General features: G+C 71.5%; 24 protein-coding genes. 16 read left to right on the forward strand and 8 right to left on the reverse strand.

Annotated features, from left to right (window positions below; genetic code table 11):
• Window positions 1-5: 5 nt before the first annotated feature.
• Window positions 6-1637, reverse strand: a complete 1632-nt coding sequence (locus K7I03_RS21180) for a carboxyl transferase domain-containing protein (protein WP_185946056.1) — start codon at window positions 1635-1637, stop codon at window positions 6-8.
• Window positions 1638-1809: 172 nt separating this feature from the next.
• On the opposite strand from K7I03_RS21180, the gene K7I03_RS21185 reads away from it, so the two are divergent.
• The 4 genes from K7I03_RS21185 (at window position 1810) to K7I03_RS21200 (ending at window position 4917) form a co-directional block, all read left to right on the forward strand.
• Window positions 1810-2442: an SACE_7040 family transcriptional regulator gene (locus K7I03_RS21185; protein ID WP_185946072.1), complete on the forward strand. Its 633-nt coding sequence runs from the start codon at window positions 1810-1812 to the stop codon at window positions 2440-2442.
• Window positions 2443-2564: 122 nt separating this feature from the next.
• The gene (locus K7I03_RS21190; RefSeq protein WP_185946055.1) at window positions 2565-3722 is read left to right on the forward strand and encodes an acyl-CoA dehydrogenase family protein; all 1158 of its coding nucleotides are present in this window, start codon (window positions 2565-2567) and stop codon (window positions 3720-3722) included.
• Window positions 3723-3750: 28 nt separating this feature from the next.
• Window positions 3751-4650: an acyl-CoA thioesterase gene (locus K7I03_RS21195; RefSeq protein WP_185946054.1), complete on the forward strand. Its 900-nt coding sequence runs from the start codon at window positions 3751-3753 to the stop codon at window positions 4648-4650.
• Window positions 4651-4713: 63 nt separating this feature from the next.
• Window positions 4714-4917 carry a hypothetical protein gene (locus tag K7I03_RS21200; RefSeq protein ID WP_185946053.1) on the forward strand — a complete coding sequence of 68 codons (204 nt, stop codon included), beginning with the start codon at window positions 4714-4716 and terminating at the stop codon, window positions 4915-4917.
• 229 nt (window positions 4918-5146) lie between these two features.
• On the opposite strand, the gene K7I03_RS21205 is transcribed toward K7I03_RS21200, so the two are convergent.
• On the reverse strand, window positions 5147-5947 hold the full coding sequence (locus K7I03_RS21205; protein ID WP_185946052.1) for a phosphatase: 801 nt from the start codon (window positions 5945-5947) through the stop codon (window positions 5147-5149).
• A gap of 162 nt (window positions 5948-6109) precedes the next feature.
• Between K7I03_RS21205 and speB the strand changes: the two genes are divergently transcribed.
• The 3 genes from speB to K7I03_RS21220 all read left to right on the forward strand — a co-directional run bounded on the left by speB (window position 6110) and on the right by K7I03_RS21220 (window position 11656).
• Window positions 6110-7084, forward strand: a complete 975-nt coding sequence (gene speB / locus K7I03_RS21210; protein ID WP_185946051.1) for an agmatinase — start codon at window positions 6110-6112, stop codon at window positions 7082-7084.
• Window positions 7085-7172: 88 nt separating this feature from the next.
• Window positions 7173-10958, forward strand: a complete 3786-nt coding sequence (locus K7I03_RS21215; protein WP_224347138.1) for an ABC transporter ATP-binding protein — start codon at window positions 7173-7175, stop codon at window positions 10956-10958.
• Window positions 10959-11011: 53 nt separating this feature from the next.
• Window positions 11012-11656 (forward strand): hypothetical protein, encoded by a 645-nt coding sequence (locus K7I03_RS21220; RefSeq protein WP_185946050.1) that lies wholly within the window; start codon window positions 11012-11014, stop codon window positions 11654-11656.
• Between the two features lie 244 nt (window positions 11657-11900).
• On the opposite strand, the gene K7I03_RS21225 is transcribed toward K7I03_RS21220, so the two are convergent.
• The 4 genes from K7I03_RS21225 to K7I03_RS21240 form a co-directional block, all read right to left on the reverse strand.
• Window positions 11901-12749, reverse strand: coding sequence for a helix-turn-helix domain-containing protein (locus tag K7I03_RS21225; protein ID WP_185946049.1), 849 nt, complete (start codon window positions 12747-12749; stop codon window positions 11901-11903).
• 15 nt (window positions 12750-12764) lie between these two features.
• Window positions 12765-13301, reverse strand: coding sequence for a DUF6879 family protein (locus K7I03_RS21230; RefSeq protein ID WP_221903691.1), 537 nt, complete (start codon window positions 13299-13301; stop codon window positions 12765-12767).
• A gap of 80 nt (window positions 13302-13381) precedes the next feature.
• Window positions 13382-13957, reverse strand: a complete 576-nt coding sequence (locus tag K7I03_RS21235; RefSeq protein WP_185946048.1) for an HD domain-containing protein — start codon at window positions 13955-13957, stop codon at window positions 13382-13384.
• Window positions 13958-13985: 28 nt separating this feature from the next.
• On the reverse strand, window positions 13986-15173 hold the full coding sequence (locus K7I03_RS21240; RefSeq protein WP_221903690.1) for a helix-turn-helix domain-containing protein: 1188 nt from the start codon (window positions 15171-15173) through the stop codon (window positions 13986-13988).
• Window positions 15174-15375: 202 nt separating this feature from the next.
• Here K7I03_RS21240 and K7I03_RS21245 point away from each other — a divergent pair, with 202 nt between their 5' ends.
• The 5 genes from K7I03_RS21245 (at window position 15376) to K7I03_RS21260 (ending at window position 18936) form a co-directional block, all read left to right on the forward strand.
• On the forward strand, window positions 15376-15561 hold the full coding sequence (locus K7I03_RS21245; protein WP_185946047.1) for a hypothetical protein: 186 nt from the start codon (window positions 15376-15378) through the stop codon (window positions 15559-15561).
• Complete coding sequence (locus K7I03_RS21250; protein ID WP_185946046.1) at window positions 15554-15778, forward strand: hypothetical protein; 225 nt, start codon at window positions 15554-15556, stop codon at window positions 15776-15778. The genes K7I03_RS21245 and K7I03_RS21250 overlap by 8 nt, the downstream gene beginning before the upstream one ends.
• 306 nt (window positions 15779-16084) lie before the next feature.
• Complete coding sequence (locus K7I03_RS33865; RefSeq protein WP_260630470.1) at window positions 16085-16216, forward strand: hypothetical protein; 132 nt, start codon at window positions 16085-16087, stop codon at window positions 16214-16216.
• Window positions 16217-16231: 15 nt separating this feature from the next.
• Window positions 16232-17395 (forward strand): methyltransferase domain-containing protein, encoded by a 1164-nt coding sequence (locus K7I03_RS21255; protein ID WP_185946068.1) that lies wholly within the window; start codon window positions 16232-16234, stop codon window positions 17393-17395.
• 104 nt (window positions 17396-17499) lie between these two features.
• On the forward strand, window positions 17500-18936 hold the full coding sequence (locus K7I03_RS21260; protein WP_185946045.1) for a S28 family serine protease: 1437 nt from the start codon (window positions 17500-17502) through the stop codon (window positions 18934-18936).
• A 301-nt stretch (window positions 18937-19237) separates the two neighbouring features.
• Here the strand turns inward: K7I03_RS21260 and K7I03_RS21265 are convergent, their stop codons facing one another.
• Window positions 19238-20137, reverse strand: a complete 900-nt coding sequence (locus K7I03_RS21265) for a LysR family transcriptional regulator (RefSeq protein WP_185946067.1) — start codon at window positions 20135-20137, stop codon at window positions 19238-19240.
• 111 nt (window positions 20138-20248) lie between these two features.
• On the opposite strand from K7I03_RS21265, the gene K7I03_RS21270 reads away from it, so the two are divergent.
• Complete coding sequence (locus tag K7I03_RS21270) at window positions 20249-21178, forward strand: EamA family transporter (protein WP_185946044.1); 930 nt, start codon at window positions 20249-20251, stop codon at window positions 21176-21178.
• A 34-nt stretch (window positions 21179-21212) separates the two neighbouring features.
• Entirely contained in the window at window positions 21213-21836 is a 624-nt protein-coding gene (locus tag K7I03_RS21275; protein ID WP_185946043.1) for a LysE family translocator, read from the forward strand.
• Window positions 21837-21843: 7 nt separating this feature from the next.
• Here the strand turns inward: K7I03_RS21275 and K7I03_RS21280 are convergent, their stop codons facing one another.
• A complete protein-coding gene (locus K7I03_RS21280) occupies window positions 21844-22635 on the reverse strand; it encodes a sugar phosphate isomerase/epimerase family protein (RefSeq protein ID WP_185946042.1) in 792 nt (263 codons plus the stop codon).
• Window positions 22636-22894: 259 nt separating this feature from the next.
• On the opposite strand from K7I03_RS21280, the gene recD2 reads away from it, so the two are divergent.
• The gene (recD2, locus tag K7I03_RS21285; protein WP_185946041.1) at window positions 22895-25117 is read left to right on the forward strand and encodes an SF1B family DNA helicase RecD2; all 2223 of its coding nucleotides are present in this window, start codon (window positions 22895-22897) and stop codon (window positions 25115-25117) included.
• A gap of 168 nt (window positions 25118-25285) precedes the next feature.
• A complete protein-coding gene (locus K7I03_RS21290) occupies window positions 25286-26575 on the forward strand; it encodes a citrate synthase (protein ID WP_185946040.1) in 1290 nt (429 codons plus the stop codon).
• Window positions 26576-26978: the final 403 nt, after the last annotated feature.

Here is a 26978-nt window from a genome sequence, read left to right on the forward strand (position 1 = left end):
TCCTCTCACATCCGGAAGACGCCGTAGCCGGGCGCGTTCGGGTCGCGTTCGGGCAGGGGGGCGTTGGCGCAGGCGGTGAGGGCGAGGCCGAGGACCCGGCGGGTCTCCAGCGGGTCGATGACGCCGTCGTCCCACAGCCGCGCGGTCGCGTAGTAGGCGTTGCCCTGGGTCTCGTACTGCTCGCGGACGGGCGCCTTGAACGCCTCCTCGTCCTCCGCGCTCCACTCCTCGCCGCGCGCCTCCAGCTGGTCGCGCTTGACGGTCGCGAGGACGGAGGCGGCCTGCTCGCCGCCCATGACGGAGATCTTGGCGTTGGGCCACATCCACAGGAAGCGGGGCGAGTAGGCCCGGCCGCACATCGAGTAGTTGCCGGCGCCGTACGAGCCGCCGATGACGACCGTGAGCTTGGGGACGCGGGCGCAGGCCACCGCCGTCACCATCTTGGCGCCGTGCTTGGCGATGCCGCCGGCCTCGTACTGCCGGCCGACCATGAAGCCTGAGATGTTCTGGAGGAAGACCAGGGGTATGCCGCGCTGGTCGCAGAGCTCGATGAAGTGGGCGCCCTTCTGGGCGGATTCGGCGAAGAGGATGCCGTTGTTGGCGACGATCCCGACCGGGTGGCCGTGGATCCGGGCGAAGCCGGTCACCAGCGTCTGCCCGAACTCGGCCTTGAACTCGGCGAACCGCGAGCCGTCCACCACCCGCGCGATGACCTCGCGGACGTCGTAGGGGGTGCGGGAGTCGACGGGGACGACGCCGTAGAGCCCGGCGGGGTCGGCCTCGGGCTCCTCGACGGGCTCCACCCGCCAGGGCAGCGGCCCGCGGTCGCCGAGCGTCGAGACGATCGTGCGGACGATCCGCAAGGCGTGCGCGTCGTCCTCCGCGAGGTGGTCGGTGACGCCGGAGACCTTGGAGTGCACCTCGCCGCCGCCCAGCTCCTCGGCGGTGACGATCTCGCCGGTGGCCGCCTTCACCAGCGGCGGGCCGCCGAGGAAGATCGTGCCCTGGTCGCGGACGATCACGGCCTCGTCGCTCATCGCGGGGACGTAGGCGCCGCCGGCCGTGCAGGAGCCGAGGACGGCCGCGATCTGCGGGATGCCGGCGCCGGACATCCGGGCCTGGTTGTAGAAGATCCGGCCGAAGTGCTCGCGGTCCGGGAAGACCTCGTCCTGCATCGGCAGGAAGGCGCCGCCGGAGTCCACCAGGTAGAGGCAGGGGAGCCGGTTCTCCAGGGCGATCTCCTGGGCCCTGAGGTGCTTCTTGACGGTCATCGGGTAGTAGGTGCCGCCCTTGACCGTCGCGTCGTTGGCGACGATCACCACCTCGCGGCCGGAGACCCGGCCGATGCCCGCGATCACCCCGGCGGCGGGGGCCGCCCCGCCATACATGCCGTCGGCGGCCAGCGGGGCCAGTTCGAGGAAGGGGGAGCCGGGGTCCAGCAGGGTGTCCACCCGGTCCCGGGGGAGCAGCTTGCCCCGCGCGGTGTGCCGGGCGCGGGCGCGCTCGCCCCCGCCGAGCCGGGCCGCGGCGAGCTTCTCGCGCAGCCGCGCGACGAGCTCGCGGTGTGCGGCCTCGTTGTCGCGCCAGCCTTCGGACGCCGGATCTGCGGCGCTGCCCAGCGCCGGTGCCTGCTGCATGGACTCGAAGCTCCCTTGCTCCCGTGCCACGTGCGGTGAACAACCGTTGCGGTTAATAACCGTTAACAGATCCTCTTCAGGTTAACGGCCGCTAACGGCGCTGTCTACAATTTGTTCGGTGACCTCCGTGAACCCCGCCCGCGCAGCCGCCGGAGCGGCCGGATCCGCCCCCGTGGCGGAGACCGCCGCCCGGCCGTCCGCCGCCGCCCCCGCCCCCACCCGCCGTGAGCAGATCCTCCGCGAGGCCGCCCGCCTCTTCGCCGAGCGCGGTTTCCACGGCGTCGGGGTGGACGAGATAGGGGCCGCGGTCGGCATCAGCGGCCCCGGGCTCTACCGCCACTTCGCCGGGAAGGACGCGATGCTCGCCGAGCTGCTGGTCGGCATCAGCGGCCGGCTCCTGACGAGCGGGCGGGAGCGCCGGGCCGCGGCCGAGGCGGCGGACGCCGGGCCCGCCGCCGTACTGGACTCGCTGATCGACGGGCACATCGACTTCGCCCTGGACGACCGGGCGCTGATCATCCTGCACGACCGGGAGCTGGGCCAGCTCCGCGACGTCGACCGCAAGCAGGTCCGCTCCCTCCAGCGGCAGTACGTGGAGCTGTGGGTCGAGGTCGTGCGCGCGCTGCACCCCGGGGTCGCCGAGGACGACGCCCGGGCCGCCGTGCACGCGGTGTTCGGCCTGCTCAACTCCACCCCGCACCTCGGCCGCGCCGGCGGGCTGCCCGGCCGCGACGCCACCGCCGCGCTGCTCCGCCGGCTGGCGCACGGCGCGCTCGCGGCGCTCAGCGGTCCCACGCGCCACTGAGCTCCCGGGTGCGCCCGGCCCCGGCGGGATCTGGACAGTCCCGGAGACCGCCGGGTAGCTTTCGCTGAGCAAGCGCTCAGCCGACCGGGGGCGGCGGAACCGGCCCCGCCGAGGGGGTAGTTGTGCGTCGGACGGTGTTCAACGAGGACCACGAGGCGTTCCGGGAGACCATCCGCGCCTTCATCGCCGCGGAGGTCGTCCCGTACTACGACGACTGGCGCGAGGCCGGGCAGGCGCCGCGCGACTTCTACAAGAAGCTCGGCGAACTGGGCGTCTTCGGTATCGAGGTCCCCGAGGAGTACGGCGGCGCCGGCGAGACCAGCTTCAAGTACCAGGCCGTCATCACCGAGGAGTGCGCCCGCGCGGCCGTCAGCTTCGGCGGCAGCGGCGTGCACACCGCGCTCGTCCTGCCGTACCTGCTGAAATACGCCACCGAGGAGCAGAAGCGGCGCTGGCTGCCGCCGTTCGTCAGCGGCGACATGATGACCGCCATCGCCATGACCGAGCCCGGCACCGGCTCCGACCTGGCCGGCATGAAGACCACCGCGAAGCTCTCCGCGGACGGCAGCCACTACGTCCTCAACGGCGCCAAGACCTTCATCACCGGCGGCGTGCTCGCCGACCGGGTGATCGTCTGCGCCCGCACCGCGCCGCCCACCCCCGAGGACCGGCGCGGCGGGATCACGCTCCTCTTCGTCGACGCCCGCTCCGAGGGCTACGCGGTCGGCCGCAAGCTGGAGAAGCTCGGCCTGAAGACCTCCGACACCGCCGAACTGTCCTTCACCGACGTCAAGGTGCCCGTCGGCGACCGGCTCGGCGAGGAGGGCAAGGCGTTCTCCTACCTCGCGCACAACCTGCCGCAGGAGCGGCTGGGCATCGCCTTCTCGGCGTACGCGCAGTCCGCCGCCGCCGTGGAGTTCGCGCGGAAGTACGTGGCCGAGCGCACGGTCTTCGGGCAGCCGGTGGCGTCGTTCCAGAACACCAAGTTCGTCCTCGCCGACTGCAAGGCCGAGGTCGACGCCATGCAGGCCGTCGTCGACCGGGCGCTGGACGCGCACGACGCGCGCGAGCTGAGCGCCGCCGACGCCGCCTCCGCCAAGCTCTTCACCACCGAACGCGCCGCCGTGGTCATCGACAAGTGCCTCCAGCTGCACGGCGGTTACGGCTACATGATGGAGTACCCCATCGCGCGGCTGTACGCCGACACCCGCGTCAGCCGGATCTACGGCGGCACCAGCGAGGTCATGCGTTCCATCGTCGCCAAGTCGATGGGCCTGTGACCACTGTAAGAACGGAACGGCACCGCACGTGAACGAACCCCCGGCCCCGGCCCCGCTGCAGGACCTCCTCGACCTCCTCGACCTCGAACGGATCGAGGAGGACATCTTCCGCGGCACCAGTCGGCCCGCCCTGATCCCCCGCGTCTTCGGCGGCCAGGTCGCCGCCCAGGCGCTGGTCGCGGCCGGACGGACGGTCCCGGACGACCGGTTCCCGCACTCCCTGCACGCCTACTTCCTGCGGCCGGGAGACCCCGGCGCGCCCATCGTCTACACGGTGGACCGCATCCGCGACGGCCGCTCCTTCACCACCCGCCGCGTGGTGGCCGTCCAGCGCGGCCGGCCGATCTTCCACCTCTCGGCCTCCTTCCAGCTCCACGAGGAGGGGCTGGAGCACCAGGAACCGGCCCCGCCCGCGCCCGACCCGCTCACCCTGCCGACCGCCGCCGAGCTGCTGCCCCGGTACGCCGACCGGTTCGCGGGCCCGGACGTCGTCGAGCGGCTGCTGGAGGCCCGGGCCGCCGTCGACCTGCGGTACGTCGGCGACCCGCCGTTCGCCCGCTACGGGGAGCCGCGCGAACCCCGGTCGCAGGTGTGGTTCCGCACCAACGGCAAGCTCGCCGACGACCCGCTGCTCCACGTCTGCCTGGCCACCTACGTCTCCGACATGACGCTGCTCGACTCCGTCCTGCTCGCCCACGGCCGCGGCGGCTGGGTGGTCGGCGACGTCGTCGGCGCCAGCCTGGACCACGCCATGTGGTTCCACCGGCCGTTCCGCGCGGACGAGTGGCTGCTCTACGACCAGGAGAGCCCCACCTCCCAGGGCGGCCGCGGGCTGGCCCGTGGCCGGATCTTCACGGAGGGCGGGGAGCTGGCGGTGTCGGTGATCCAGGAGGGGCTGGTGCGGACGCCGCGCGTCGCTGCGGACTGACGCCGCGTCAGCCGGTCGCGACGGCCCTCGGTAGGCTCGTCGGCCGGAAGAGGGGGAAAACTCGTGCGCAACATCCTGCTGATGGCCGCGGGGGCCGTCGTCATCGTCCTGACGGTCCTGGTGATGTTCTTCTGGCACCAGTGGCTCGTGGACCAGACCGGCGGCTCCCGGTTCGCCTTCGGCCTCGCCGGGCGCGCCTTCGAGCTCGGGGCGCTGTACGGGGGGTCGTGGCTGTGCGTACGCGGCTGGAACGGGCGGACGGCCTGACCGCCGTGAGGATTTGGCCCCGGTCCCTCCCCCAGAGGGGGCACCCCCATTTCACCGTTTTTGCGGGGGCGAGCCCCCGCACCCCCGAAGCGCCCTCCGGGCGCTGTCCTCAATCGCCGGACGGGCTGAAAATTCAGCCCGTCCGGCGATTGAGGACGAGCGGCGAAGCCGCGATCAGGGGGTCTGGGGCGCAGCCCCAGGAAGCGGTGAAGGGGCGGGACCGGGGAGCTCACCCCGCCGCCCGCACCCCCGCCGCGTCCAGCAAGTACGCCGTCATCGGCTCGTAGAACCGAGGGTCGACGACGTGGTCATCGAGCGGCACCGCCACCCGCAGCACCCCCTCCGCCTCCGCGAGGAACAGCGCCGGGTCGTTGCAGTCCGCGAAGCCGACCGTGTCGATGCCGCGCTGCGCCGCGCACCCCGCCCACCCGTGGTCGGCGACGACCAGGTCGGGCAGCGGGCGGCCCTCGCGTGCCAGCGCGTTCAGGACCGCCGCCATGGGGGCGGGGGAGTGGGTGTGCCACAGCGTGGCCCCGCCCTCGAACACCGCCACGTCCGCGACCTGGTACACCGCGCCCTCGTCCGCCCGCGGCACGCCGGGCACGGAGACGATCTCGCAGCCGGCGGCGCGCAGGGCCGCGGCCGTCGCGCGGTGCACGTCGAAGAGGCCGCCGGGGTGGCCGGTGGCGAACAGCACCCGCTGCCGCGCCTCCGCCGCCTTGCGCAGGAACGAGGCCGCCCGCTCCAGCGCGGTGATCGTCAGCTCGGGGTCGATGGTGTCCTGCCCGGACCGCAGCGCGGGGTCGTCGCTGACGCCGCAGCGCTCGGCCATGACGGCGAGCACGTCCTGCTCGTCGTTCCAGCGGTCGCCGAGCTCCACGCCCAGCCAGTGCGACCGGTCCCCGTGCGCGAGCTTGCGGTAGTGGTCGAGGCTGTTCCGGCGGGGCGTCGCGACGACCCCCGCGATGCGCGTCCGGACGAGGTGGTCGAACAGCTCGGCTCGGCTGGGTACGGTCTGCGGCGTCGGCATGGCTGCATTCTTCCCGCCCGCCGATCCCCCGTCTCCCCCCGCCCGCGATGGACGCGGTGTCCATAAGGGGAGCCCGGACGCACAATTCCGTACATGTGCGGAACCCCGGCCCCTGCCTACCCTCGGGAACGTCCCAGGCAGCGATCCGAGAGGCTTCCCCGCATGACCACCGACGCCCCCCGTGAACCGCGCGGCCCCGTCGACTCGTCCCGTATCCCGCGCTACGCCGGGCCGGCGACGTTCGCCCGGCTGCCGCGGCTCGACGAGGTCGGCACGGCCGACGTCGCCGTCGTCGGCGTGCCCTTCGACACCGGCGTCTCCTACCGCCCCGGCGCCCGCTTCGGCGGCAACGCCATCCGCGAGGCGTCCCGGCTGCTGCGCCCCTACAACCCGGCGCAGGACGCGTCGCCGTTCGCCCTCGCGCAGGTCGCGGACGCCGGTGACATCGCCGCCAACCCGTTCGACATCAACGAGGCCGTCGAGACGATCGAGGCCGCGGCCGACGACCTCCTCGGCACCGGCGCCCGCATGATGACGCTCGGCGGCGACCACACCATCGCGCTGCCGCTGCTGCGCTCGGTCGCCAAGAAGCACGGCCCGGTCGCGCTGCTGCACTTCGACGCGCACCTGGACACCTGGGACACCTACTTCGGCGCCGAGTACACCCACGGCACCCCGTTCCGCCGGGCCGTCGAGGAGGGCATCCTCGACACCTCCGCCCTCTCCCACGTCGGCACCCGCGGCCCGCTGTACGGCAAGAAGGACCTGACCGACGACGAGAAGATGGGCTTCGGCATCGTCACCTCCGCGGACGTCTACCGCCGCGGCGCCGACGAGGTCGCCGACCAGCTCCGCCAGCGCATCGGCGACCGCCCGCTGTACATCTCGATCGACATCGACTGCCTCGACCCGGCGCACGCCCCCGGCACCGGCACCCCCGAGGCCGGCGGCATGACCTCCCGCGAGCTGCTGGAGATCCTGCGCGGCCTGGCCTCCTGCAACCTGGTCTCCGCGGACGTCGTCGAGGTGGCCCCCGCCTACGACCACGCCGAGATCACGGCCGTGGCCGCGTCCCACACGGCGTACGAGCTGACGACGATCATGTCGCGGCAGATCGCGGCTGCCCGGGAGGCCTGACACGGGTCCCGTTCGTAACGGCGGGATGAAATCCGCCCCTCCCGGCGTTTGCGCCTCTCGGTAAGGCGTACGAGGCGGGAGGACCCGGGTGGCGGATCAGGTGGAGAAGGCGGCGAGGGCGGAGCAACGGACGGACGGGCCGAGCTGGGCCAGGCGGCTCGCCGGGTACTGCTGGCGCTACCGGCGGGCGGTGCTGCTGGCGCTGGGCTCCTCGCTGGGCGGCATGGCCGTCACGGCCCTCGTCCCGCTCATACCCAAGGTGATCATCGATGACGTCATCGGTGGTCACCACCGCTCCCTGGCCCCCTGGGCCACCCTGCTGATCGTCGCCGCAGTCGTCGTCTACGGCCTCACCTACGTCCGCCGCTACTACGGCGGCCGGCTCGCGCTCGACGTCCAGCACGACCTGCGCACCGAGATGTACGCGTCCATAGCCCGCCTCGACGGCAAGCGGCAGGACGAGCTCTCCACCGGCCAGGTGGTCGGCCGGGCCACCAGCGACCTCCAGCTGATCCAGGGCCTGCTGTTCATGCTGCCGATGATGATCGGCAACATCCTCCTCTTCCTGATCTCGCTGATCGTGATGGCGGTCCTGTCGCCGCTGCTCACGGTCGTCGCCCTCGCCGTCGCCCCCGCCCTGTGGTTCCTCGCCTCCCGCAGCCGCACCAGGCTCTTCCCCGCCACCTGGTACGCCCAGGGGCAGGCCGCGGCCGTCGCCGGCGTGGTGGACGGCGCGGTCGGCGGCGTCCGGGTCGTCAAGGGCTTCGGGCAGGAGGCCCAGGAGGCCGGGAAGCTCCGGAAGGTCAGCCGCCGGCTGTTCGCCGGGCGGCTGCGCACGGTCCGGCTCAACTCCCGCTACACCCCCGCCCTCCAGGCCGTCCCCGCGCTCGGCCAGGTGGCCATGCTGGCGCTCGGCGGCTGGCTGGCGACCCGGGGGCAGATCACCCTCGGCACGTTCGTCGCCTTCTCCACGTACCTCGCCCAGCTCATCGGCCCGGTGCGGATGCTGACGATGATCCTCACCGTCGGGCAGCAGGCCCGCGCCGGCGTCGAGCGGGTCCTCGAACTCATCGACACCGAGCCCGTCATCGACGAGCGCCCCGACGCCCACGAACTGCCCGCCGACGCGCCCGCGACCGTCGAGTTCGACGACGTCTCGTTCGGCTACGACCCCGCGCGGCCCGTCCTCGACGGCGTCACCCTGCGGATCGAACCGGGCGAGACCGTCGCCGTCGTCGGCGCCTCCGGCAGCGGCAAGTCGACGCTGTCCCTGCTGCTGCCGCGCTTCTACGACGTGACGTCCGGCGCCGTCCGGATCGGCGGGCACGACGTCCGGGACCTCACCCACGCCTCGCTGCGGGCCGCGATCGGCCTGGTGCCGGAGGACAGCTTTCTGTTCTCCGACAGCGTCCGCGACAACATCGCCTACGGCCTCCCCGGCGCCACCGACGAGCAGGTCCGCGCCGCCGCCCGGGCCGCGCAGGCCGACGGCTTCATCTCCGCGCTGCCCGAGGGCTACGACACCAAGGTCGGCGAGCAGGGCCTGACCCTCTCCGGCGGCCAGCGGCAGCGCATCGCCCTCGCCCGCGCGATCCTCGCCGACCCCCGGCTGCTCCTCCTCGACGACGCCACCTCGGCGGTCGACGCCCGCGTCGAGCACGAGATCCACGAGGCGCTGCGCGGCGTCATGGCCGGCCGGACGACGCTGCTGATCGCCCACCGGGCGTCCACCCTCGGCCTCGCCGACCGCATCGCGGTGCTGGACGGCGGCCGGCTGGTGGACGTCGGCACGGCGGACGAGCTCCAGGAGCGGTGCGCCCTCTACCGGCGGCTGCTCACCGACCCCGACGAGCTGGGCGGCGTCGCCAAGGACCCGGCGGGCGCCACGGAACCGCCCGTCGACACCGTCGAGGACGCGGTGGACGGCCGCGTGGACGGCGTCACCCCGGCGCTGTGGATCCGCGACGGACGGGCGGAAGAGGACGATCCGCACGGCTCCCTCACCGGCATGCCCGCCACCCCCGAACTCCTCGCCAAGGTCGCGGCGCTGCCGCCGGCCACCGACACCCCGGACATCGACGAGGAGCGGGCCGCCCGCCCCGAGGAGGCGTACGGGCTGCGGCAGCTGCTGCGCGGCTTCGGCGCGCCGCTCGCGCTGAGCCTGCTGCTGGTGGCCGTCGACGCGGTCGCCGGGCTGCTGCTGCCGGTGCTGATCCGGCACGGCATCGACCAGGGCGTGGAGCGGATGGCGCTCGGCGCGGTGTGGGCGGCCTCCGGGCTGGCGCTGCTGGTCGTCGTCGCCCAGTGGGCGGCGCAGGTCGGCGAGACCCGGGTGACCGGCCGCACCGGCGAACGCGTCCTCTATACGCTCCGGTTGAAGATCTTCGCGCAGCTCCAGCGGCTCGGTCTCGACTACTACGAGCGAGAGCTCACCGGCAAGATCATGACCCGGATGACGACGGACGTGGACGCCCTGTCCTCGTTCCTCCAGACCGGTCTCGTCACCGCCGTCGTCTCCGTCCTCACCTTCCTCGGCATCCTCGTCGCGCTGCTCGTCATCGACGTGCAGCTGGCCCTGGTGGTCTTCGCGACGCTGCCGCTGCTCGTCGTCGGCACGGTCTTCTTCCGGCGGCAGAGCGTCAAGGCGTACGAACTCGCCCGGGAGCGGGTCGGCCTGGTCAACGCCGACCTCCAGGAGAGCGTCGCCGGGCTGCGGATCGTCCAGGCGTACCGCCGCGAGGAGGCGGGCGCCGACCGGTTCGCCGAGCGGAGCGACGGCTACCGGCGGGCGCGGGTGCGGGGGCAGTGGCTGATCTCGGTCTACTTCCCCTTCGTCCAGCTCCTCTCGTCGGTGGCGTCGGCGGCCGTGCTGATCGTCGGTGCGGGCCGGGTGGACGACGGCACGCTGACCACCGGCGCGCTGGTCGCCTACCTGCTGTACATCGACCTGTTCTTCGCACCCGTGCAGCAGCTCTCGCAGGTCTTCGACGGCTACCAGCAGGCCACGGTGTCGCTGGGCCGGATCCAGGCGCTGCTGCGGGAGCGGACGTCGACACCGGCGGCGGAGGATCCGCGTCCGGTGGGGAAGCTGCGCGGGGAGATCGTCTTCGACGACGTGCACTTCCGCTACGGGACGGACGACTCCGACACCGGCGGCCGCGCCCAGGCCCTCAGCGGCATCGACCTGACCATCCCGGCCGGCCAGACCGTCGCGTTCGTCGGCGAGACGGGCGCGGGCAAGTCCACGCTGGTGAAGATGGTCGCCCGCTACTACGACCCGACCTCGGGGGCGGTCCTGGTGGACGGCCACGACCTGCGGGACCTGGACCCGGTGGCGTACCACCATCGCCTGGGCGTCGTCCCGCAGGAGCCCTACCTCTTCCCCGGCACCGTCCGCGACGCCATCGCGTACGGCCGGCCGGACGCGTCCGACGCGGAGGTGGAGGCGGCGGCGCGGGCCGTGGGGGCGCACCCGATGATCGCGACGCTGGACGGCGGCTACCTGCATCCGGTGGCCGAGCGCGGCCGCAACCTCTCCGCCGGCCAGCGGCAGTTGATCGCTTTGGCGCGTGCGGAACTCGTCGATCCGGACGTGCTGTTGCTGGACGAGGCGACGGCGGCCCTCGACCTCGCCACGGAGGCGCTGGTGAACGAGGCGACGGACCGGCTGGCGGGCCGGCGCACGACGCTCGTCGTGGCCCACCGGCTGACGACGGCGGCACGGGCGGACCGCGTGGTCGTCCTCGACGGCGGACGCGTGGTGGAGGACGGCACGCACACCGAACTGCTGGCGCTGGGCGGCCGGTACGCGCAGCTCTGGCGGACGTTCGCGGGCGGCGCGGGCCGGGAGGAGGCGCTCGGGGTGGGGGCCTGAGCGCCGTCTGACGGGTGCGGGGGACGTCGTGGCGCCACCTCTAGGCTGACACCATGACGTCACACCCGCACCACCCGCATCAGCCGTTGCTGCGCCTGCTGTCCGACACCCACGTCCCCGCCGAGGTCCGGCACGCCTTCGGATACCTCCGTCCGGTGGCGGAGGGGCTGGTGGAGGGCATCGCCCTCGACACCCCGGACTCGATCGTCCTCCTGGACGACAAGGGCGTGGCGAGGGACGGCGATCCGGCCACCCTGCGCGCGACGGCCCGCGCCAACCTCGCGGCACTGCCGATGGGCCACGACCGGCTGGACCGGCCCGACGGGACGGTCCTCTACATCGTGGGGGCGGGTTCGGCGCACGCCGCGAGCAAGCTCCTCGTCCTCGACGAGCTGGTCCGCGAGGTGACCGGCCAGGCGCCGCCCGCCGAGGGCGTCCTGGTGACCGTGCCGAGCCGGCACAACCTCGCCTTCCACCCCGTCGTGGACGGGACGGTCGTCAGCGCCGTCAACGACCTGGCGGCCTTCGGCCTCGGCGCGTACCAGGACAACCCCGATACGTGCCTCTCGCCCCGGGTGTACTGGTGGCGGGACGGCACCCTGACCTCGCTGACGGTGATCGACCATGAGACGAAGCACTTCTCGATCCGGCCGCCGGAGGAACTCCTCGCCGCTATGCGGCGGTTGGCTGGGGTCTGAGGGGGGTGCCCCGGTCCCACCCTTTCACCGTTTCCTGGGGTTGCGCCCCAGCCCCCCCCCCTTTTCGCGGCTTCGCCGCTCGTCCTCAAGCGCCGGACGGGCTGAAATCAGCCCGTCCGGCGCTTGAGGACAACCGCGCGGAGCGCGGTTTCGTGGGTGCGGGGGCTTGCCCCCGCAAGAAACGGTGAAAGGGCGGGGCTGGGGCTCCCCGTGTGTTCAGACGGGCGCCGAGCGGCTATGGCGATCACGTGCTCAGAGCGCGCCGCGCCTGACTGATGAGCCGCTGCGCGTCGGGCCCAAACACTGCGGACTCACGCAGCGCGCACCAGGTGCGTAGGTGAGTGGTGACACTCTCGGTGTCGTCCAGCCACAGCTCCGCGTCCCAGGTCTCCACGATCACCTGGCGGTCGTCGTAGATCCAGAACCCGACCCCGGGCGGGACCTTCAGAGCCGCTCCGAAAGGCACGACGCCGAGTTCGACCGTGTCGAGGCCGACGATCCCCAGGAGCCGGTCGAGCTGCCCCGCGAGCACGGAGGGCGGGCAGATCCGGGTGTGCAGGACTGCCTCCCAGAGCAGCACGTGGTAGCGCTTGTCCGAGTCGTAGAGCCCCGACTGCCGCTTCATGCGGGCGCGTACCGCCTCTTCGACGTCGCGCTTCGACCGGTGGAGTTCACTGAAGCGGGTCAGGATGGCACGGGCGTAATCGGGCGTCTGAAGGACACCGACGATCCAGGAGGATTCCCAGGCACGCAGGACGGCCGAATTCGCCTGTGCCGCGTTGTGTACTTCCTGGACTGCGCGGTGGCCCGCCGACAGTTGGCGCCGCCAGGACCGATGACGTGATTCCAGCTCCCGGAGTCGGGAGTGGAGCTCGTCGGCGACGGACGGCTGACCAGTCGCTTCCGCCCAGGCGGTGAGGTCTTTGGCTGTCGCGGTCTGGCGTCCGTTCTCCAGCTTGTACACCTTGGAGTGCGGCCAGCCCAACCGCTGCGCGAGCGCCGTACCGGTGAGCCGGCCGTCAGGAACGGAGGTGCGCAGTTCCCTGAGCCGCGCTCCGAGAGCTACTCGGGCCTGCTGGAAGTCGGTGCTCACCGGTACACGCTAACGCTATTCGGCGAGTCCGAGCCGGGCCGTGAACGCCGTGTGCTCGATCGCGTAATGCCACGCGGTGTCCCGCAGTTGGGAGTACCGGTTGACTTCCGCCGGCTCGGTGATCAGTTCGACGTCGACGAGGTTGTCGTCCTCGTCGAAGTTCAGCAGGGCGACCAGGCGGGAGTCGAAGATCCAGAAGTCTTCGGCGGGAAGACTGTGTTGCTCGGCGTCCGCGCGCCACAGGTGTCGGATGGCTTCGCCGAGCGCGATGTTCTTCTCGGCGTGCGCGAGGAGGTACCGCTGCCCCGGAGTCGGCGGGTCATCGACGACGCGCACGCGGCCGACCGTCGCCCCGCCCGCGGTCTTCTCCCGGATGGTGACCGACCAGGGAGTGGTGAGGTCCCATCGCGGATGCTCGCCCTTCAGGAACTGGGCGTATGTGTCAGTGGACTCGTCGGAGGCGTACCGCGCCCGCGTCTCAAGCCGCCACGCGGTGTGCTCGAAGATCTCGAACAGCTTCCCGAAGGCGTCCAGGGAAATGATGCGGGGCACGCGCTCGACCTCCTTCTGCCGCCGGATGGCAGCCTGGCCAGGTGGGGAGGGGCGGGACTGGGGAAGACCCCCCGTGGAAGTCAACGGAGATATGTCTCCTGCCACTGCACCGACGTCATCCGCAGAGCCGCCTCGGCGAGGGATTGCGCCGACGCCGTCTTGAGTTTGGCCCGGCTGGTGTCGATCCAGTTCTGCACGTTCTGGTACCCCTGCTCGCGGTATTCCACCGCCTGGATCAGACACTCCAACTTGTCGGCGTCATGGGCGCACAGAACCTCCAGCCCGGTCCCGTTCTCGTACTCGCTGACGATGCGCTGCACGCCTTCTCTTACGGCGGGATGGGCGGCCGACACCTGGTCGGCGGTCACGTTCTCGTTGGACGCGGCGGTCAGGTAACGCCGCCCGATGTGCGGGATGTCCCCGACACGTGTCTCCTGGGTGTCATGGAAGAGGCACATGAGCGCCACCCGCGCGGGATCGGCACCCTCCATCATGGCCAGCACCGAGCCGATGATCCCCGTCCGAAACGAGTGCTCCGCGATCGACTCGGGATCCTTCACCCCGGCGATCCACCACCCGGACCTTTTGGCCCGCTTCAACACGCCCATCTCCAGCAGGAATCCGGCCGTCCCGTCAGTGTGCGACTCGCCCGTCATGCGGTGCCTTTCGGTTGTGGGATGGGTCTCAGAATTCGATTTCGGCCCTTTGCGCGAGCTTGACGAGTCGCGGATTACTTCGCTTGTGCAGTGTCGTCAGTACGCGGATGAGTTCCTGACTGGTGGGGTGCACCTTCGCCATTTGAGGGGCGATGCGCCAAGCCTTCTCCAGGTCTTCAAGGGCTCCGTCACGATCACCGAGCGCCAGCTTGGAGCGTGCGGTGTTCATGTACATGGGGCTGGTTCGGGTGGCGGGAAGCCTCAGCGGCCGTTGTGCCGGGTTTTTGGTGAGATCCTGCGCGACCGCGATGGCGTCGGCGTGCCTTCGCAGGTCACTGCATGTCGCGACGGCATGGACCGCTGTGTTCTGCGGGCCGAAATGCAGCCCTCCGGCTCGGTTGACGTCCCGGTCGAAATCTTCGGCGAGAGCCCAGGCGCGTTCCATATGGCGGTCGGCCGTACGTTTGTCACCGAGTCGTCCGGCCAGCGTCAGTCCCCGAAGGTGCAGGGTTCCCAGGGCGTAAGAGCGGTCGGCGCCGTTGGCGTTCCCGCGCTCTACTTGAGTGATGGCGCGGTCGACGACGGCCAGGCCCTCCTCGAATTCCCCGTGGTTCAGGTAGACGCCGGCCTCGTCCCTGGCGGCGACCGCGAGTGTGACCGGATCAGCCTGCTGCGCGGCGATCTTCTGCTTCGTGACCGCCAAGTCGGCCAGCGTCATCCAGCGGTGCCGAGCGGCGAGCCAGTACACGCACGAGTAAGCGTCCGCCACCATGGCCCACGCCTCCGGCGTACCCGTCTTGTGGGCGTGGTTCGTCACTTCCGCCACCAGTGGCGGGAGTTTCAGCAGAACTTGACCGAGATCGGCCTTCCCACGAATCGCGGACATGTCGGCCAGCGCTGCCTTGAGCTGTTCCCGGCTCGCCGTGGATTCCATCGGAAGGTCGAACCGTCGAATCGCCGATGTCAGAGCCTTCAGCGAATCCTCGACACCGACCACCGGCGTCGAGCCCAGAACCACTTCCAGGCTGACCCCGAAAGCGCGCGCCAGCGCGGCGGCCACGCCTTGCGTCAGCGTCCGTTCGCCACGTTCGATCTTCCCGATATGCGGCCGGGAAAGCCCGGCGCGCCGGGCCAATTCCGCCTGCTTCCAGCTACGTTCATCCCGGAGCACCCGCACGTTCGCTCCCGGTCCTGGAACCTCAATGATCGCGCTCATATCGCCCGGCCTTCGAATCGACGTTCGTCACTTCCGTGATCCACAAACTGACGGACTCCACGCGGTGTTTGGGTACCCGCTGGGTACCCCGAACCCCTGCCTTCCGACGTTACACAGGTCCAACCTGTCATTGCCCGGTCACCGATGGCGGCTCGGTCGGTTGATCGGAGCGCACGAGCAGGACTTGCGGAGGTTCGAACGTATGACGCACATGCCCTTCGGGGTCGGAGCGCGGCCCGCGCTCGTGCCCAACCCGCGCGTGCCGTGCGCCGCGTGCACCCGGATCACCGAGGCGCGGCGCGCCGCCGAGCGTGCCGGTAACTGCAAGCGTGTGGAGCTGCTGCGCCGGGAGGGGCTGCGGCACGGGGACGAGGTGCACCGTGGTTGACGATTGGATCCCTCAACCGCTCGAACTCATCCTCGACACCGAGCTCGACCGGTTCGGGGTCGTCGTCGGGTGGGATCAGGACACCCGCCGGATCACCCTCCGCCCGCCGGAAGGCGGCCGGGCCTGGCGGTCTACGCGCTACCGCCGCGCCACCGCCACCGACAAGCTCCGCGCCCGCGTGAGCGAGCTGAACCGGGAGGGGCGACGCGGATGGTGACCATCACCGGTGCCTCGGGAAGCGGTGATGAGGTCCCGCCGGTGGGCAGCGCGCCGAGCGGCTGGGGCCGCAGCGGATGCCCTGAGTGCGACTGGTTGAAGGGCGAGTTCACGCGGGCGCTCCGCTCCGTTGATCGCGGCGAGGGCGAACGTGTGACGGCCGCCCGTGGGCTGCACCTGTACGCAGCACACTGGGGCCCTTGGAGCGCGTAGGCCCCCTGCGGACTCCCGTCCGGCCGGACGGGTGCGCAATCGTACGGCGGCGTGGGGATGCTCCCCAGCCGCACCACTCACCCTAGGAGGAGCCATGCCCTGGTGGCGGACGATGGCGGACGGCAACCCGCAGGACGACAGCGACAGCGGTAACAAGCACGGAGGCGGCGGGTCCGACGAGGGCGGCAACACCAACGACGGCAAGAACCCGGCGGACGGTAGCTGAGTGAGCGCCGATGGCATGAAGGAGGCGGGCCCGGAAGGACTCGCCTCCGCGCTCACCGCATCCGGGGTGCTGACGAGCGATTGGTTGCCCGCTTTCGAGGCGGTACCCCGGCACCTGTTCGTGCCTGACGTCATCTGGCCCGGCCGCGCCGGCATGAACCGGCAGAGCGACCGCGTGGTCCGCGCCGAGGAACCCGAAGCCTGGTGGGCCGCCGTTTACCGGGACGCGCCGATCACCACCCAGTGGGACGAGGGCGCGTACACCGGGCCCGGCAAGGGCAAGGTCCCTTCCAGCTCCAACTCCATGCCCACCATGGTGTTCTCGATGCTCGACGCGCTGAGCGTCGAAGAAGGGCACCGGGTGCTGGAGATCGGCACCGGAACCGGTTGGAACGCCGCCCTGCTGTGCCACCGCGTCGGCGCCGCGAACGTCGTCACGGTGGAGGTGGACGAGACCAGCGCGCGGGAAGCGCGAGCCCGGCTGCACGCGGCGGGGTACGAGCCGCTCACTGTCGTAGGAGACGGAGCCGAGGGGTTCCCCGAGAGAGCGCCGTACGACCGGGTGATCGCCACGTGTTCCGTCGGCCGCCTGCCCCCGCCGTGGATCACGCAGACCAGACCCGGCGGCGTCATCGTCGCTCCGTGGGGGCCCGCCTACGGCGGGGAAGCGGTGGTCCGCCTCACCGTCGCGGGGGACGGGACGGCGTTCGGCCGGTTCGTCGGGTCGTCCGCGTTCATGCGGCTCCGCGCCCAGCGCACCGCGCGGACGCACGTCCGGGAGTACCTCGGGGGCCGGAAGTGGCCGGCGGACGGTGTGCGCTCCACGACCACGCTGTCTCCGGACGCCGTGGGCGACTGGCACGTGATGTTCGCGATCGGCGTTCAGGTGCCGGGAGCGTTCCCGTGGGCGGAGATGTACGGAGACGGTTCCTACACGCTGTGGCTTCGCGACACCGCCGTCACGTCGTGGGCGACGGTGGACTACGAGCCGGGCAAGGGCGAGTTCGAGGTGTACCAGTCGGGTCCCCGGAAGCTGTGGGCAGAGGTGAGCGCGGCCTACCACTGGTGGGACGCTCGGGGGCGGCCCGGATTCGAGCGGTTCGGGCTGACCGTGGGCGCCGGCGTCGAACAGGTGTGGCTGGACGAGCCGGATCGGCCCGTACCGGCCGTGCGTGCGTAAAGGAAAGATCAAACCTGTGTGAACAGCGAGGACAAAGGGTCTGGCGCAACGCATGTCACCCCGGATAGGTTCACGGCGACCTTTGCGAACCCAGGGGAGGGCGCATGCGCAAGGCTCTCAGATCGCTGCTGGCGGCGTCGATGCTCATAGGAGCGATCGGCGCCGGCAGCGCCACGGCGGAGGCGGCGAGCACCGTCACCGCACCGCAGGCCGACATCAAGGACCGCATCCTGAAGATTCCCGGGATGAAGTTCGTCGAGGAGAAGCCCTATCAGGGCTACCGCTACCTCGTGATGACGTACCGGCAGCCGGTGGACCACCGGAACCCCGGCAAGGGGACCTTCGAGCAGCGCTTCACCCTGCTGCACAAGGACACCGACCGGCCGACCGTGTTCTTCACGTCCGGCTACAACGTCTCCACCAACCCGAGCCGCAGCGAGCCCACGCGCATCGTGGACGGCAACCAGGTGTCGATGGAGTACCGGTTCTTCACGCCGTCCCGGCCGCAGCCCGCCGACTGGTCCAAGCTGGACATCTGGCAGGCGGCCAGCGACCAGCACCGCCTGTACCAGGCGCTGAAGCCGGTCTACGGGAAGAACTGGCTGGCCACCGGCGGCAGCAAGGGCGGCATGACGGCCACCTACTTCCGCCGCTTCTACCCGAACGACATGAACGGCACGGTCGCCTACGTCGCGCCCAACGACGTGAACGACAAGGAAGACTCGGCGTACGACAAGTTCTTCCAGAACGTCGGTGACAAGGCCTGCCGCACCCAGCTCAACTCGGTGCAGCGCGAGGCGCTCGTCCGCCGGGACGAGATCGTCGCCCGCTACGAGAAGTGGGCGAAGGAGAACGGCAAGACGTTCAAGGTCGTCGGCAGCGCCGACAAGGCGTACGAGAACGTCGTCCTGGACCTGGTGTGGTCCTTCTGGCAGTACCACCTGCAGAGCGACTGCGCCTCCGTCCCGGCCACCAAGGCGTCCACCGACGAGCTGTACAAGTTCATCGACGACATCTCGGGCTTCGACGGCTACACGGACCAGGGCCTGGAGCGCTTCACCCCGTACTACTACCAGGCGGGCACCCAGCTGGGCGCCCCCACGGTGAAGAACCCGCACCTCAAGGGTGTGCTGCGGTACCCCGGCATCAACCAGCCGCGCTCGTACGTCCCCCGGGACATCCCGATGACCTTCCGCCCCGGCGCGATGGCGGACGTCGACCGCTGGGTGCGCGAGGACAGCCGGAACATGCTCTTCGTGTACGGGCAGAACGACCCGTGGAGCGGTGAACCGTTCCGCCTGGGCAAGGGCGCCGAGGCGCGGCACGACTACCGCTTCTACGCTCCCGGCGGCAACCACGGTTCGAACATCGCCCAGTTGGTGGCCGACGAGCGGGCCAAGGCCACGGCCGAGGTCCTGAAGTGGGCCGGCGTGGCGCCCCAGGCCGTCCAGAAGGACGAGAAGGCCGCCAAGCCGCTCGCGCCGTTCGACGCCAAGCTCGACCGCGTGAAGAACGAGAAGCAGAGCGCGCTGCGTCCGTAAGGACAGAGTGCGAGAAGCGGCGGGCGTTTCCGGTAAGGGGGCGCCCGCCGTCGCGTTCCAAGGACCGCGGTGCCGCCGCCGGTGCTTCGGGAGGGCGCGCACAGGCGGCGGCGTGCCGCGGCCGCGGCCGGTGGGAGGGCTGCCGGGCGACGCGGCGTGCGACGGCCCCGGCACCACGCCGCGAGGACTCGCCGGCGGCACGGCTCTTGGACGGGCCGGCCGGTCTCCTGGTTCCCGGGCTCCGTGCCTTCCGCCGCTTCGCCCGGCTCCCGGCTCCCGGCTCCCGGCTCCCGGCTCCGGCTTACGCGTCCGCCGCCGCCGCGCGCAGCAGCCGGACCGTCTCGGTGATCGCGGGGCGCCGGGCCGCACCGGTCCGCCAGTACGCGTACAACCGCCGTACGGGCACGGGGTCGAGCCGCAGCGCGACCACGCCGGGCGGCAGCGCCCCGCGGCCCAGCCGGGGGACGAGGGCGATGCCCAGACCGGCGTCGACCAGGGCCAGCTGGGTCTGGAACTCGGCCACCTGGTGGGCGAGGTCCGGCTCGTGGCCGGTCGCCCGCAGGGTCCGTACCAGCCAGTCGTGGCAGACGGTGCCGGGCGGCTGGCAGATCCAGCGTTCGTGGACCAGGTCCGTCGCGATGATCACCTCGCGTCGGGCCAGCCGGTGGCCGCGGGGGACGATCACGTCGCACCGGTCCTCGCCCAGCGTCGCCCGCTCCATGCCCTCCGGCGCGGGCAGCGGGTTGATGTCCCAGTCGTGGACGACGGCCAGGTCGATGGCCCCCTGCGCGACCAGCCCCACCGACAGGTGCGGGTCGACCTCCGACATCCGGGCCTCCACGGTCGGATGCTCCCGCGCCAGCCGCGCGAGGACGCCCGGCAGCAGGTCCCGGGCGGCCGTGGGGAACGCGGCGACCGCCAGCCGCCCGGTGGGCAGTCCACGGCGCTCGTCCAGCTCGGTCTCCGCCCGTTCGACCAGCGCCAGCAGCTCCCGCGCGGTGTCCGCGAGCCGTACGGCGGCGTCGGTGAGCACCACGCCCCGGCCGCGCCGCTCCAGCAGGGGCGTCCGGGTCTCCCGCTCCAGCTTGGCTATCGCCTGGGACACGGCGGACGGGGTGTAGCCCAGGGCGATCGCCGCCGCGCTCACCGAGCCGTGGACGGACACGGCGTGCAGGGCACGCATCCGGGACAGGTCCAGCACGTTCCCCACCTCCGACGTCGAAAGCATCGCTCCATGTTGAAGCGTTGCTCCATCCCATAGTGAAGGAAGGTGAACTGGTGCTGCACGGTCCGCGCCCGTGATGCTGATCGCATGCGTCCGCACCACCTCCTCCTCGCCGTCTTCGTCGCCGCCTTGTGGGGTGTCAACTTCGTCGTCATCGACGTGGGTCTCGACCACTTCCCGCCCCTCCTCTTCGGCGCCCTGCGCTTCCTCGCCGCCGCCGTGCCCGCGGTCTTCCTCGTCGGCCGGCCGCCGGTGAAGTGGCGCTGGATCATCGGGGTCGGACTGACGCTGGGCGTGGGCAAGTTCGGGCTGCTGTTCGTCGGCATGCGCGCCGGGATGCCCGCCGGGCTGTCCTCGCTGGTCCTCCAGGCGCAGGCGGTGTTCACCGCCCTCCTCGCCGTCGTCGCGCTGGGCGAACGGCTGCGCGGGACGCGGGCGGTGGGCCTGGCCGTGGCGGTCGCCGGGATCGTGGTCGCGGCGGTCGACGAGGGGCTGTCCGGGCCGTTCCTCGGCTTCGCCCTCGTCATCGCCGCGGCGGCCTTCTGGGGCGTCTCCAACATCCTCACCCGCAAGGCCGCCGCACCGGACGCCTTCCGGTTCATCGTCTGGGTGAGCGCCGTCCCGGTCCTGCCGCTGCTCCTGCTCTCCCTCGCCGTGGAGGGCCCGCATGCCGACGCGGAGGCGCTGCGCTCCCTCGACTGGAGCGGCGTCGGGGCGCTGCTGTTCGTCGCCTGGATCAGCACGGTGCTCGGCTTCGGCCTCTGGGGCCATCTGCTGCGCACCTACGACGCCTCGGCCGTGGCCCCCTTCTCGCTCCTCGTGCCGGTCTTCGGGATGTCGTCGGCCGCGCTGCTGCTCGAAGAGGACGTGAGCCCGCTGGGGTGGTGCGCGGCGGTGCTGCTGGTCGGCGGGATCGCGGTGGCCTCCCTGGCGGGAGCGGGCCGGCCGGCCTTCCGCCGGGTGGTGCGGACGGGCGGGGGCGGACCGGCCGCCGCCCGTACGAGCGCCACCCGGTGACCCCTTGTCCCCCTTACACGCAAAGGAGTTCTCCGTGGTCACCTGGCACGCGGTGACGGGCATGGCCCTGGTGGCCCTGGGCATGGTGCTCACCCCGGGGCCCAACATGATGTATCTGGTGTCCCGTTCGGTGACCCAGGGGCGGCGCGCGGGGCTGATCTCGCTGCTGGGCGTCGCGGCGGGCTTCCTCGTGTACCTGCTGGCCGCGGTCGCCGGGATCGCCGCCCTCTTCGCGCTGGTCCCGGCCGTCTACACGGCGGTGAAGCTCGCCGGCGCCTGCTATCTGGCCTGGCTGGCGTGGCAGGCCCTGCGGCCGGGCGGCACCTCGGCGTTCGCCCCGAAGCCGCTGCCCCCGGACCCGGCCCGCCGCCTCTTCGCGATGGGCTTCGTCACCAATCTGCTCAACCCGAAGATCGCGATCCTCTACGTGTCCGTGCTGCCGCAGTTCGTCGACCCGGACCGGGGGTCCGTCCCCCTGCAGAGCCTGCTGATCGGGCTCACCCAGATCACCGTGGCGCTCACCGTCAACGGCCTGATCGCCGTCACGGCCGGATCCGTCGCCTCGTTCCTCGGCCGCCGCCCGCGCTGGCTGCGGGTGCAGCGGTACGTCACGGGGACGGCGCTGGCGGGCATCGCCGTGACGGTGGCGGCCGACTGACGCGGCGTCAGGGGGACAGCAGACCGCTCAAGTACTCCCGCCCCGCCCCGGCGAGCCCCGCGAAGTCCGGCGCCTCCGGGTGCCACCGCTTCTCGTACTCCCAGCACAGCCAGCCGTCCCAGCCGGCCGCGACCAGTTCCGCCACGCACGCGGCGACCGGCACCGCGCCCGTGCCGAGCGGCAGCGGAGCGGTGTCCTCCGCCGAGGCGGCGTCCTTGACCTGGACGTAGCCGAGGTGCGGGGCGAGGGCGGGCAGGGTGGCGGCGGGGGGCTCGCCGTTCCGCCAGGTGTGCAGAAGGTCCCAGAGGGCGCCGACGTTCCGGTGCCCGACCGGGCCGAGCACCCGGACGGCGTCCTGGGCGCGGGGGTGCGAGTCGTGGGTCTCCAGCAGCACCCGGACGCCCAGGTCGGCGGCGAGCGGCGCGACCCAGGCCAGCCGCCGGGCGGCCGTGGCCTCCGCCTCCTCCGCCGGCTGCTCCCCGGCGCCCGGGAACACCCGGGCGAACGGTGCCCCGAGGTCGGCGGCGAGCCGGACGAGCGCGTCGAGCTCGTCGAACACCGGCTCGTCGGGGCCGGGCCCGGCCACCCGGGCGTACCCGGCCACCCCCATGATCTGTACCCCGTCCGCTGCGAACCACCGTACCGCCGCGGCCCGTTCGGCCGGGCCGCTGCCGGGGTGGAGGGGCTCCTCGGGGTGGGCGCGGAGCTCGACGCCGTCCCAGCCGTGCGCGGCGGCGAGCCGGGAGACGTCGGGGAGGGGGAGACCGGGGACAGCGAGAGTGGAGAAAGCGAGTTTCACAGAGAACCGGCTTCCCCGTGCGTAACGGACTTCCCGCCACTTCGGGTAACGGATCGATAACGCTTCGGAGGGGCCGCAACCTCCCGGGCCCGAGGGCTGTCGTATGTGGCATCCGGCTTCCCGGGGGAGGTATCCGGGGGGATCAAGGGGAAGCCGGCCGGGGGGAAACGAGGGGCTCGGTCAGGGACCGGGCCCCTCGAATCGTGCCCGGGGCTCCCCTCCCACGGGCGTTGTCGTACCCCGGCGGTACCGTCACTCCATGGCACAACCGGCAGTGGTCGAAGGGGTGCTCGAACGCATCACCTACGCCAACGAGGAGAACGGCTACACCGTCGCCCGGGTGGACACCGGCCGCGGCGCCGGCGACCTGCTCACCGTCGTCGGCTCGCTCCTCGGTGCCCAGGTGGGCGAGTCGCTGCGGATGGAGGGCCGGTGGGGCTCCCACCCGCAGTACGGCCGCCAGTTCACGGTGGAGAACTACACGACGGTGCTCCCCGCCACCGTCCAGGGCATCCGCCGCTACCTGGGGTCCGGCCTGGTCAAGGGCATCGGCCCGGTCTTCGCCGACCGCATCACGCAGCACTTCGGCACCGACACCCTCCGGATCATCGAGGAGGAGATCGGGCGGCTGATCGAGGTCCCGGGCCTGGGCCCCAAGCGGACGAAGAAGATCGCCGACGCCTGGGAGGAGCAGAAGGCCATCAAGGAGGTGATGCTCTTCCTCCAGACCGTCGAGGTCTCCACCTCCATCGCCGTCCGCATTTACAAGAAGTACGGCGACGCCTCCATCACCGTCGTCCAGAAGGAGCCGTACCGGCTGGCCGCCGACGTGTGGGGCATCGGCTTCCTCACCGCCGACCGGATCGCCCAGTCCGTCGGCATCCCGCACGACAGCCCCGAACGCGTCAAGGCGGGCCTGCAGTACGCCCTTTCGCAGTCCGCCGACCAGGGGCACTGCTTCCTCCCTGAGGAGCGGCTGATCGCGGACGCCGTAAAGCTCCTCCAGGTGGACACCGGTCTGGTGATCGAGTGCCTGGCCGAACTCGCCGCCGACGAGGAGGGTGTGGTGCGCGAGACGGTGCCGGGTCCTGAGGACGGACAGCCGGTCACCGCCGTCTACCTCGTCCCCTTCCACCGGGCCGAACTCTCCCTCGCCGGGCAGGTGTCCAGGCTGCTGCGCGCCGACGACGACCGGTTGGCCGCCTTCGGCGACGTCGACTGGGACCGCGCCCTCACCTGGCTCGCCGGCCGGACGGGCGCCGAACTCGCCCCGGAGCAGCGGGAGGCGGTCCGGCTGGCGCTCACCAGCAAGGTCGCGGTCCTCACCGGCGGTCCCGGCTGCGGCAAGTCCTTCACCGTCCGGTCCGTCGTCGAACTCGCTCGCGCCAAACGGGCGAAGGTCGTCCTGGCGGCGCCCACCGGCCGGGCCGCCAAGCGGCTGGCGGAGCTCACCGGAGCCGAGGCGTCCACCGTCCACCGGCTGCTGGAGCTCAAGCCCGGCGGCGACGCCGCGTACGACCGGGACCGGCCGCTCGACGCCGACCTGGTCGTCGTCGACGAGGCGTCCATGCTCGATCTGCTGCTGGCCAACAAGCTGGTCAAGGCCGTGGCCCCCGGCGCCCATCTGCTGCTGGTCGGGGACGTCGACCAGCTCCCCTCCGTGGGCGCGGGGGAGGTGCTGCGGGACCTGCTGGCTCCGGGGAGCCCCGTCCCCGCCGTCCGCCTCACCCGCATCTTCCGGCAGGCGCAGCAGTCGGGCGTGGTCACCAACGCCCACCGCATCAACTCCGGCGTCCCGCCCGTCACCACGGGCCTCGCGGACTTCTTCCTCTTCGCCGAGGAGGACACCGAGGAGACGGGCCGGCTCACCGTGGACGTGGCCGCCCGCCGCATCCCCGCGAAGTTCGGCCTGGACCCGCGGCGGGACGTCCAGGTGCTCGCCCCGATGCACCGCGGCCCGGCCGGCGCCGCCGCCCTCAACGCGCTCCTCCAGCAGGCCGTCACCCCCGCCCGCCCCGACCTGCCGGAGCGCCGCTTCGGCGGCCGCGTCTTCCGGGTCGGCGACAAGGTGACGCAGATCCGCAACAACTACGAGAAGGGGGAGAACGGCGTCTTCAACGGCACGGTCGGCGTGGTCACCGGTCTCGACCCGGTCGAGCAGCGGCTGACCGTGCGCACCGACGAGGACGAGGAGGTCGGCTACGACTTCACGGAACTTGACGAACTCGCCCACGCCTACGCCGTGACGATCCACCGCTCCCAGGGCAGCGAGTACCCGGCGGTGGTGATCCCGGTGACGACGAGCGCCTGGACGATGCTCCAGCGCAACCTTCTCTATACGGCGGTAACCCGGGCAAAACGGCTGGTCGTCCTGGTCGGCTCGCGACGGGCCCTCGGGCAGGCCGTCCGCACGGTCGGGGCGGGCCGGCGCTGCACCGCGCTCGATCACCGGCTCGCCGTGGGAGGTGGTGTTCGTCTCTGAGCGGTTTACCAATCGGGGCGAAGGGGGCAGGATGGCACGCTGGACGGCACTCAGTGCCGCTCTTGGGCCCTATGGCCGACCCCGAGTGCACGGACCGCGTCCAAATGGGGGAAGGTAGGGGTAGTCAGGGCACCTCGAAGAAGAGGCACAACGTCGGTGAGGGATGACGTGAGCGACAACTCTGTAGTAGTGCGTTACGGGGACGGCGAGTACAGCTACCCGGTGATCGACAGCACCGTCGGTGACAAGGGCTTCGACATCGGCAAGCTGCGCGCACAGACCGGTCTGGTGACCCTGGACTCCGGTTACGGCAACACGGCGGCCTACAAGTCCGCCATCACCTACCTGGACGGCGAGCAGGGCATCCTGCGCTACCGCGGCTACCCCATCGAGCAGCTGGCCGAGCGCAGCACGTTCCTCGAGACGGCGTACCTGCTGATCAACGGCGAGCTGCCGACCGCCGACGAGCAGTCGCGCTTCCAGGACGAGATCACCCGGCACACCCTGCTGCACGAGGACGTCAAGCGGTTCTACGACGGCTTCCCGCGTGACGCCCACCCGATGGCCATGCTGTCGTCCGTGGTCAGCGCCCTGTCGACGTTCTACCAGGACAGCCACAACCCCTTCGACGAGAAGCAGCGCGATCTCTCCACGATCCGCCTCCTCGCCAAGCTGCCGACGATCGCGGCCTACGCGTACAAGAAGTCCGTCGGCCACCCCGTGGTCTACCCGCGTAACGACCTCGGCTACGTCGAGAACTTCCTGCGCATGACCTTCTCGGTGCCGGCCGCCGAGTACGACCTGGACCCGGTCGTGGTGAGCGCCCTGGACAAGCTGCTCATCCTGCACGCCGACCACGAGCAGAACTGCTCCACCTCGACCGTGCGCCTGGTGGGCTCCTCGCAGGCCAACCTGTTCGCGTCGATCTCGGCGGGCATCAACGCCCTGTGGGGCCCCCTGCACGGCGGCGCCAACCAGGCCGTCCTGGAGATGCTGGAGTCCATCAAGAACTCCGGCGGCGACGTCGACGCCTTCATCCGCAAGGTGAAGAACAAGGAGGACGGCGTCCGCCTGATGGGCTTCGGGCACCGCGTCTACAAGAGCTTCGACCCCCGGGCGAAGATCATCAAGGCCGCGGCGCACGACGTCCTCTCCGCCCTGGGCAAGGACGACGAGCTGCTGGAGATCGCGCTCAAGCTGGAGGAGCACGCGCTCAGCGACGACTACTTCGTCTCGCGCAACCTCTACCCCAACGTGGACTTCTACACCGGTCTCATCTACCGGGCGATGGGCTTCCCCACCGAGATGTTCACCGTGCTGTTCGCGCTCGGCCGGCTGCCCGGCTGGATCGCCCAGTGGCACGAGATGATCAAGGAGCCGGGTTCCCGCATCGGCCGCCCGCGCCAGATCTACACCGGCGTCGTCGAGCGCGACTTCGTGCCCGTCGAGGCCCGCTGACCCCGGGTTCCCGGGCAGCCGTCACGGCGCCCTCGCCTCCCCTTCGGGGGACGGCGGGGGCGCCGTTCGCGTACCGGGGTCGGATCGCGCGCCGGTGCCTGTCAAGGTGATACCGGCGGTTACCCCTAATAAAAATGATGTACGTAGCACATGTACATGGCAGTGCGGACAGTTGTACATGGCATCAATGAAAAGCGCCCCGGCTCCGATCCCCCCACGGGTCGGAGCGGGGCGCTTTCCGTCCCGAAGCGGATTCCCCCCACGGGATCCGCCCGGGAGTCCGAATGCGCGCCGCGCGCTCACTGTTCCCGCGGCGCACCGGGTGCGCCGCCTCTCGGACGCGATCTGCCGGGACAACGTACGGACGGGAGGGCCGCTCAAAGCTCCCCGGGTACGTGTCCCG

The sequence above is a fragment of the Streptomyces mobaraensis genome, assembly GCF_020099395.1.
In the GTDB taxonomy this organism is placed as follows: Bacteria; Actinomycetota; Actinomycetes; order Streptomycetales; family Streptomycetaceae; genus Streptomyces.

Coding starts and splice junctions, on each gene's coding strand:
- K7I03_RS21180 (WP_185946056.1), bottom strand. CDS start 1,637: ATGCAGCAGGCACCGGCGCTGGGCAGCGCCGCAGATCCGGCGTCCGAA.
- K7I03_RS21205 (WP_185946052.1), bottom strand. CDS start 5,947: ATGCCGACGCCGCAGACCGTACCCAGCCGAGCCGAGCTGTTCGACCAC.
- speB (WP_185946051.1), top strand. CDS start 6,110: ATGACCACCGACGCCCCCCGTGAACCGCGCGGCCCCGTCGACTCGTCC.
- K7I03_RS21220 (WP_185946050.1), top strand. CDS start 11,012: ATGACGTCACACCCGCACCACCCGCATCAGCCGTTGCTGCGCCTGCTG.
- K7I03_RS21235 (WP_185946048.1), bottom strand. CDS start 13,957: ATGACGGGCGAGTCGCACACTGACGGGACGGCCGGATTCCTGCTGGAG.
- K7I03_RS21240 (WP_221903690.1), bottom strand. CDS start 15,173: ATGAGCGCGATCATTGAGGTTCCAGGACCGGGAGCGAACGTGCGGGTG.
- K7I03_RS21245 (WP_185946047.1), top strand. CDS start 15,376: ATGACGCACATGCCCTTCGGGGTCGGAGCGCGGCCCGCGCTCGTGCCC.
- K7I03_RS33865 (WP_260630470.1), top strand. CDS start 16,085: ATGCCCTGGTGGCGGACGATGGCGGACGGCAACCCGCAGGACGACAGC.
- K7I03_RS21255 (WP_185946068.1), top strand. CDS start 16,232: ATGAAGGAGGCGGGCCCGGAAGGACTCGCCTCCGCGCTCACCGCATCC.
- K7I03_RS21260 (WP_185946045.1), top strand. CDS start 17,500: ATGCGCAAGGCTCTCAGATCGCTGCTGGCGGCGTCGATGCTCATAGGA.
- K7I03_RS21270 (WP_185946044.1), top strand. CDS start 20,249: ATGCGTCCGCACCACCTCCTCCTCGCCGTCTTCGTCGCCGCCTTGTGG.
- recD2 (WP_185946041.1), top strand. CDS start 22,895: ATGGCACAACCGGCAGTGGTCGAAGGGGTGCTCGAACGCATCACCTAC.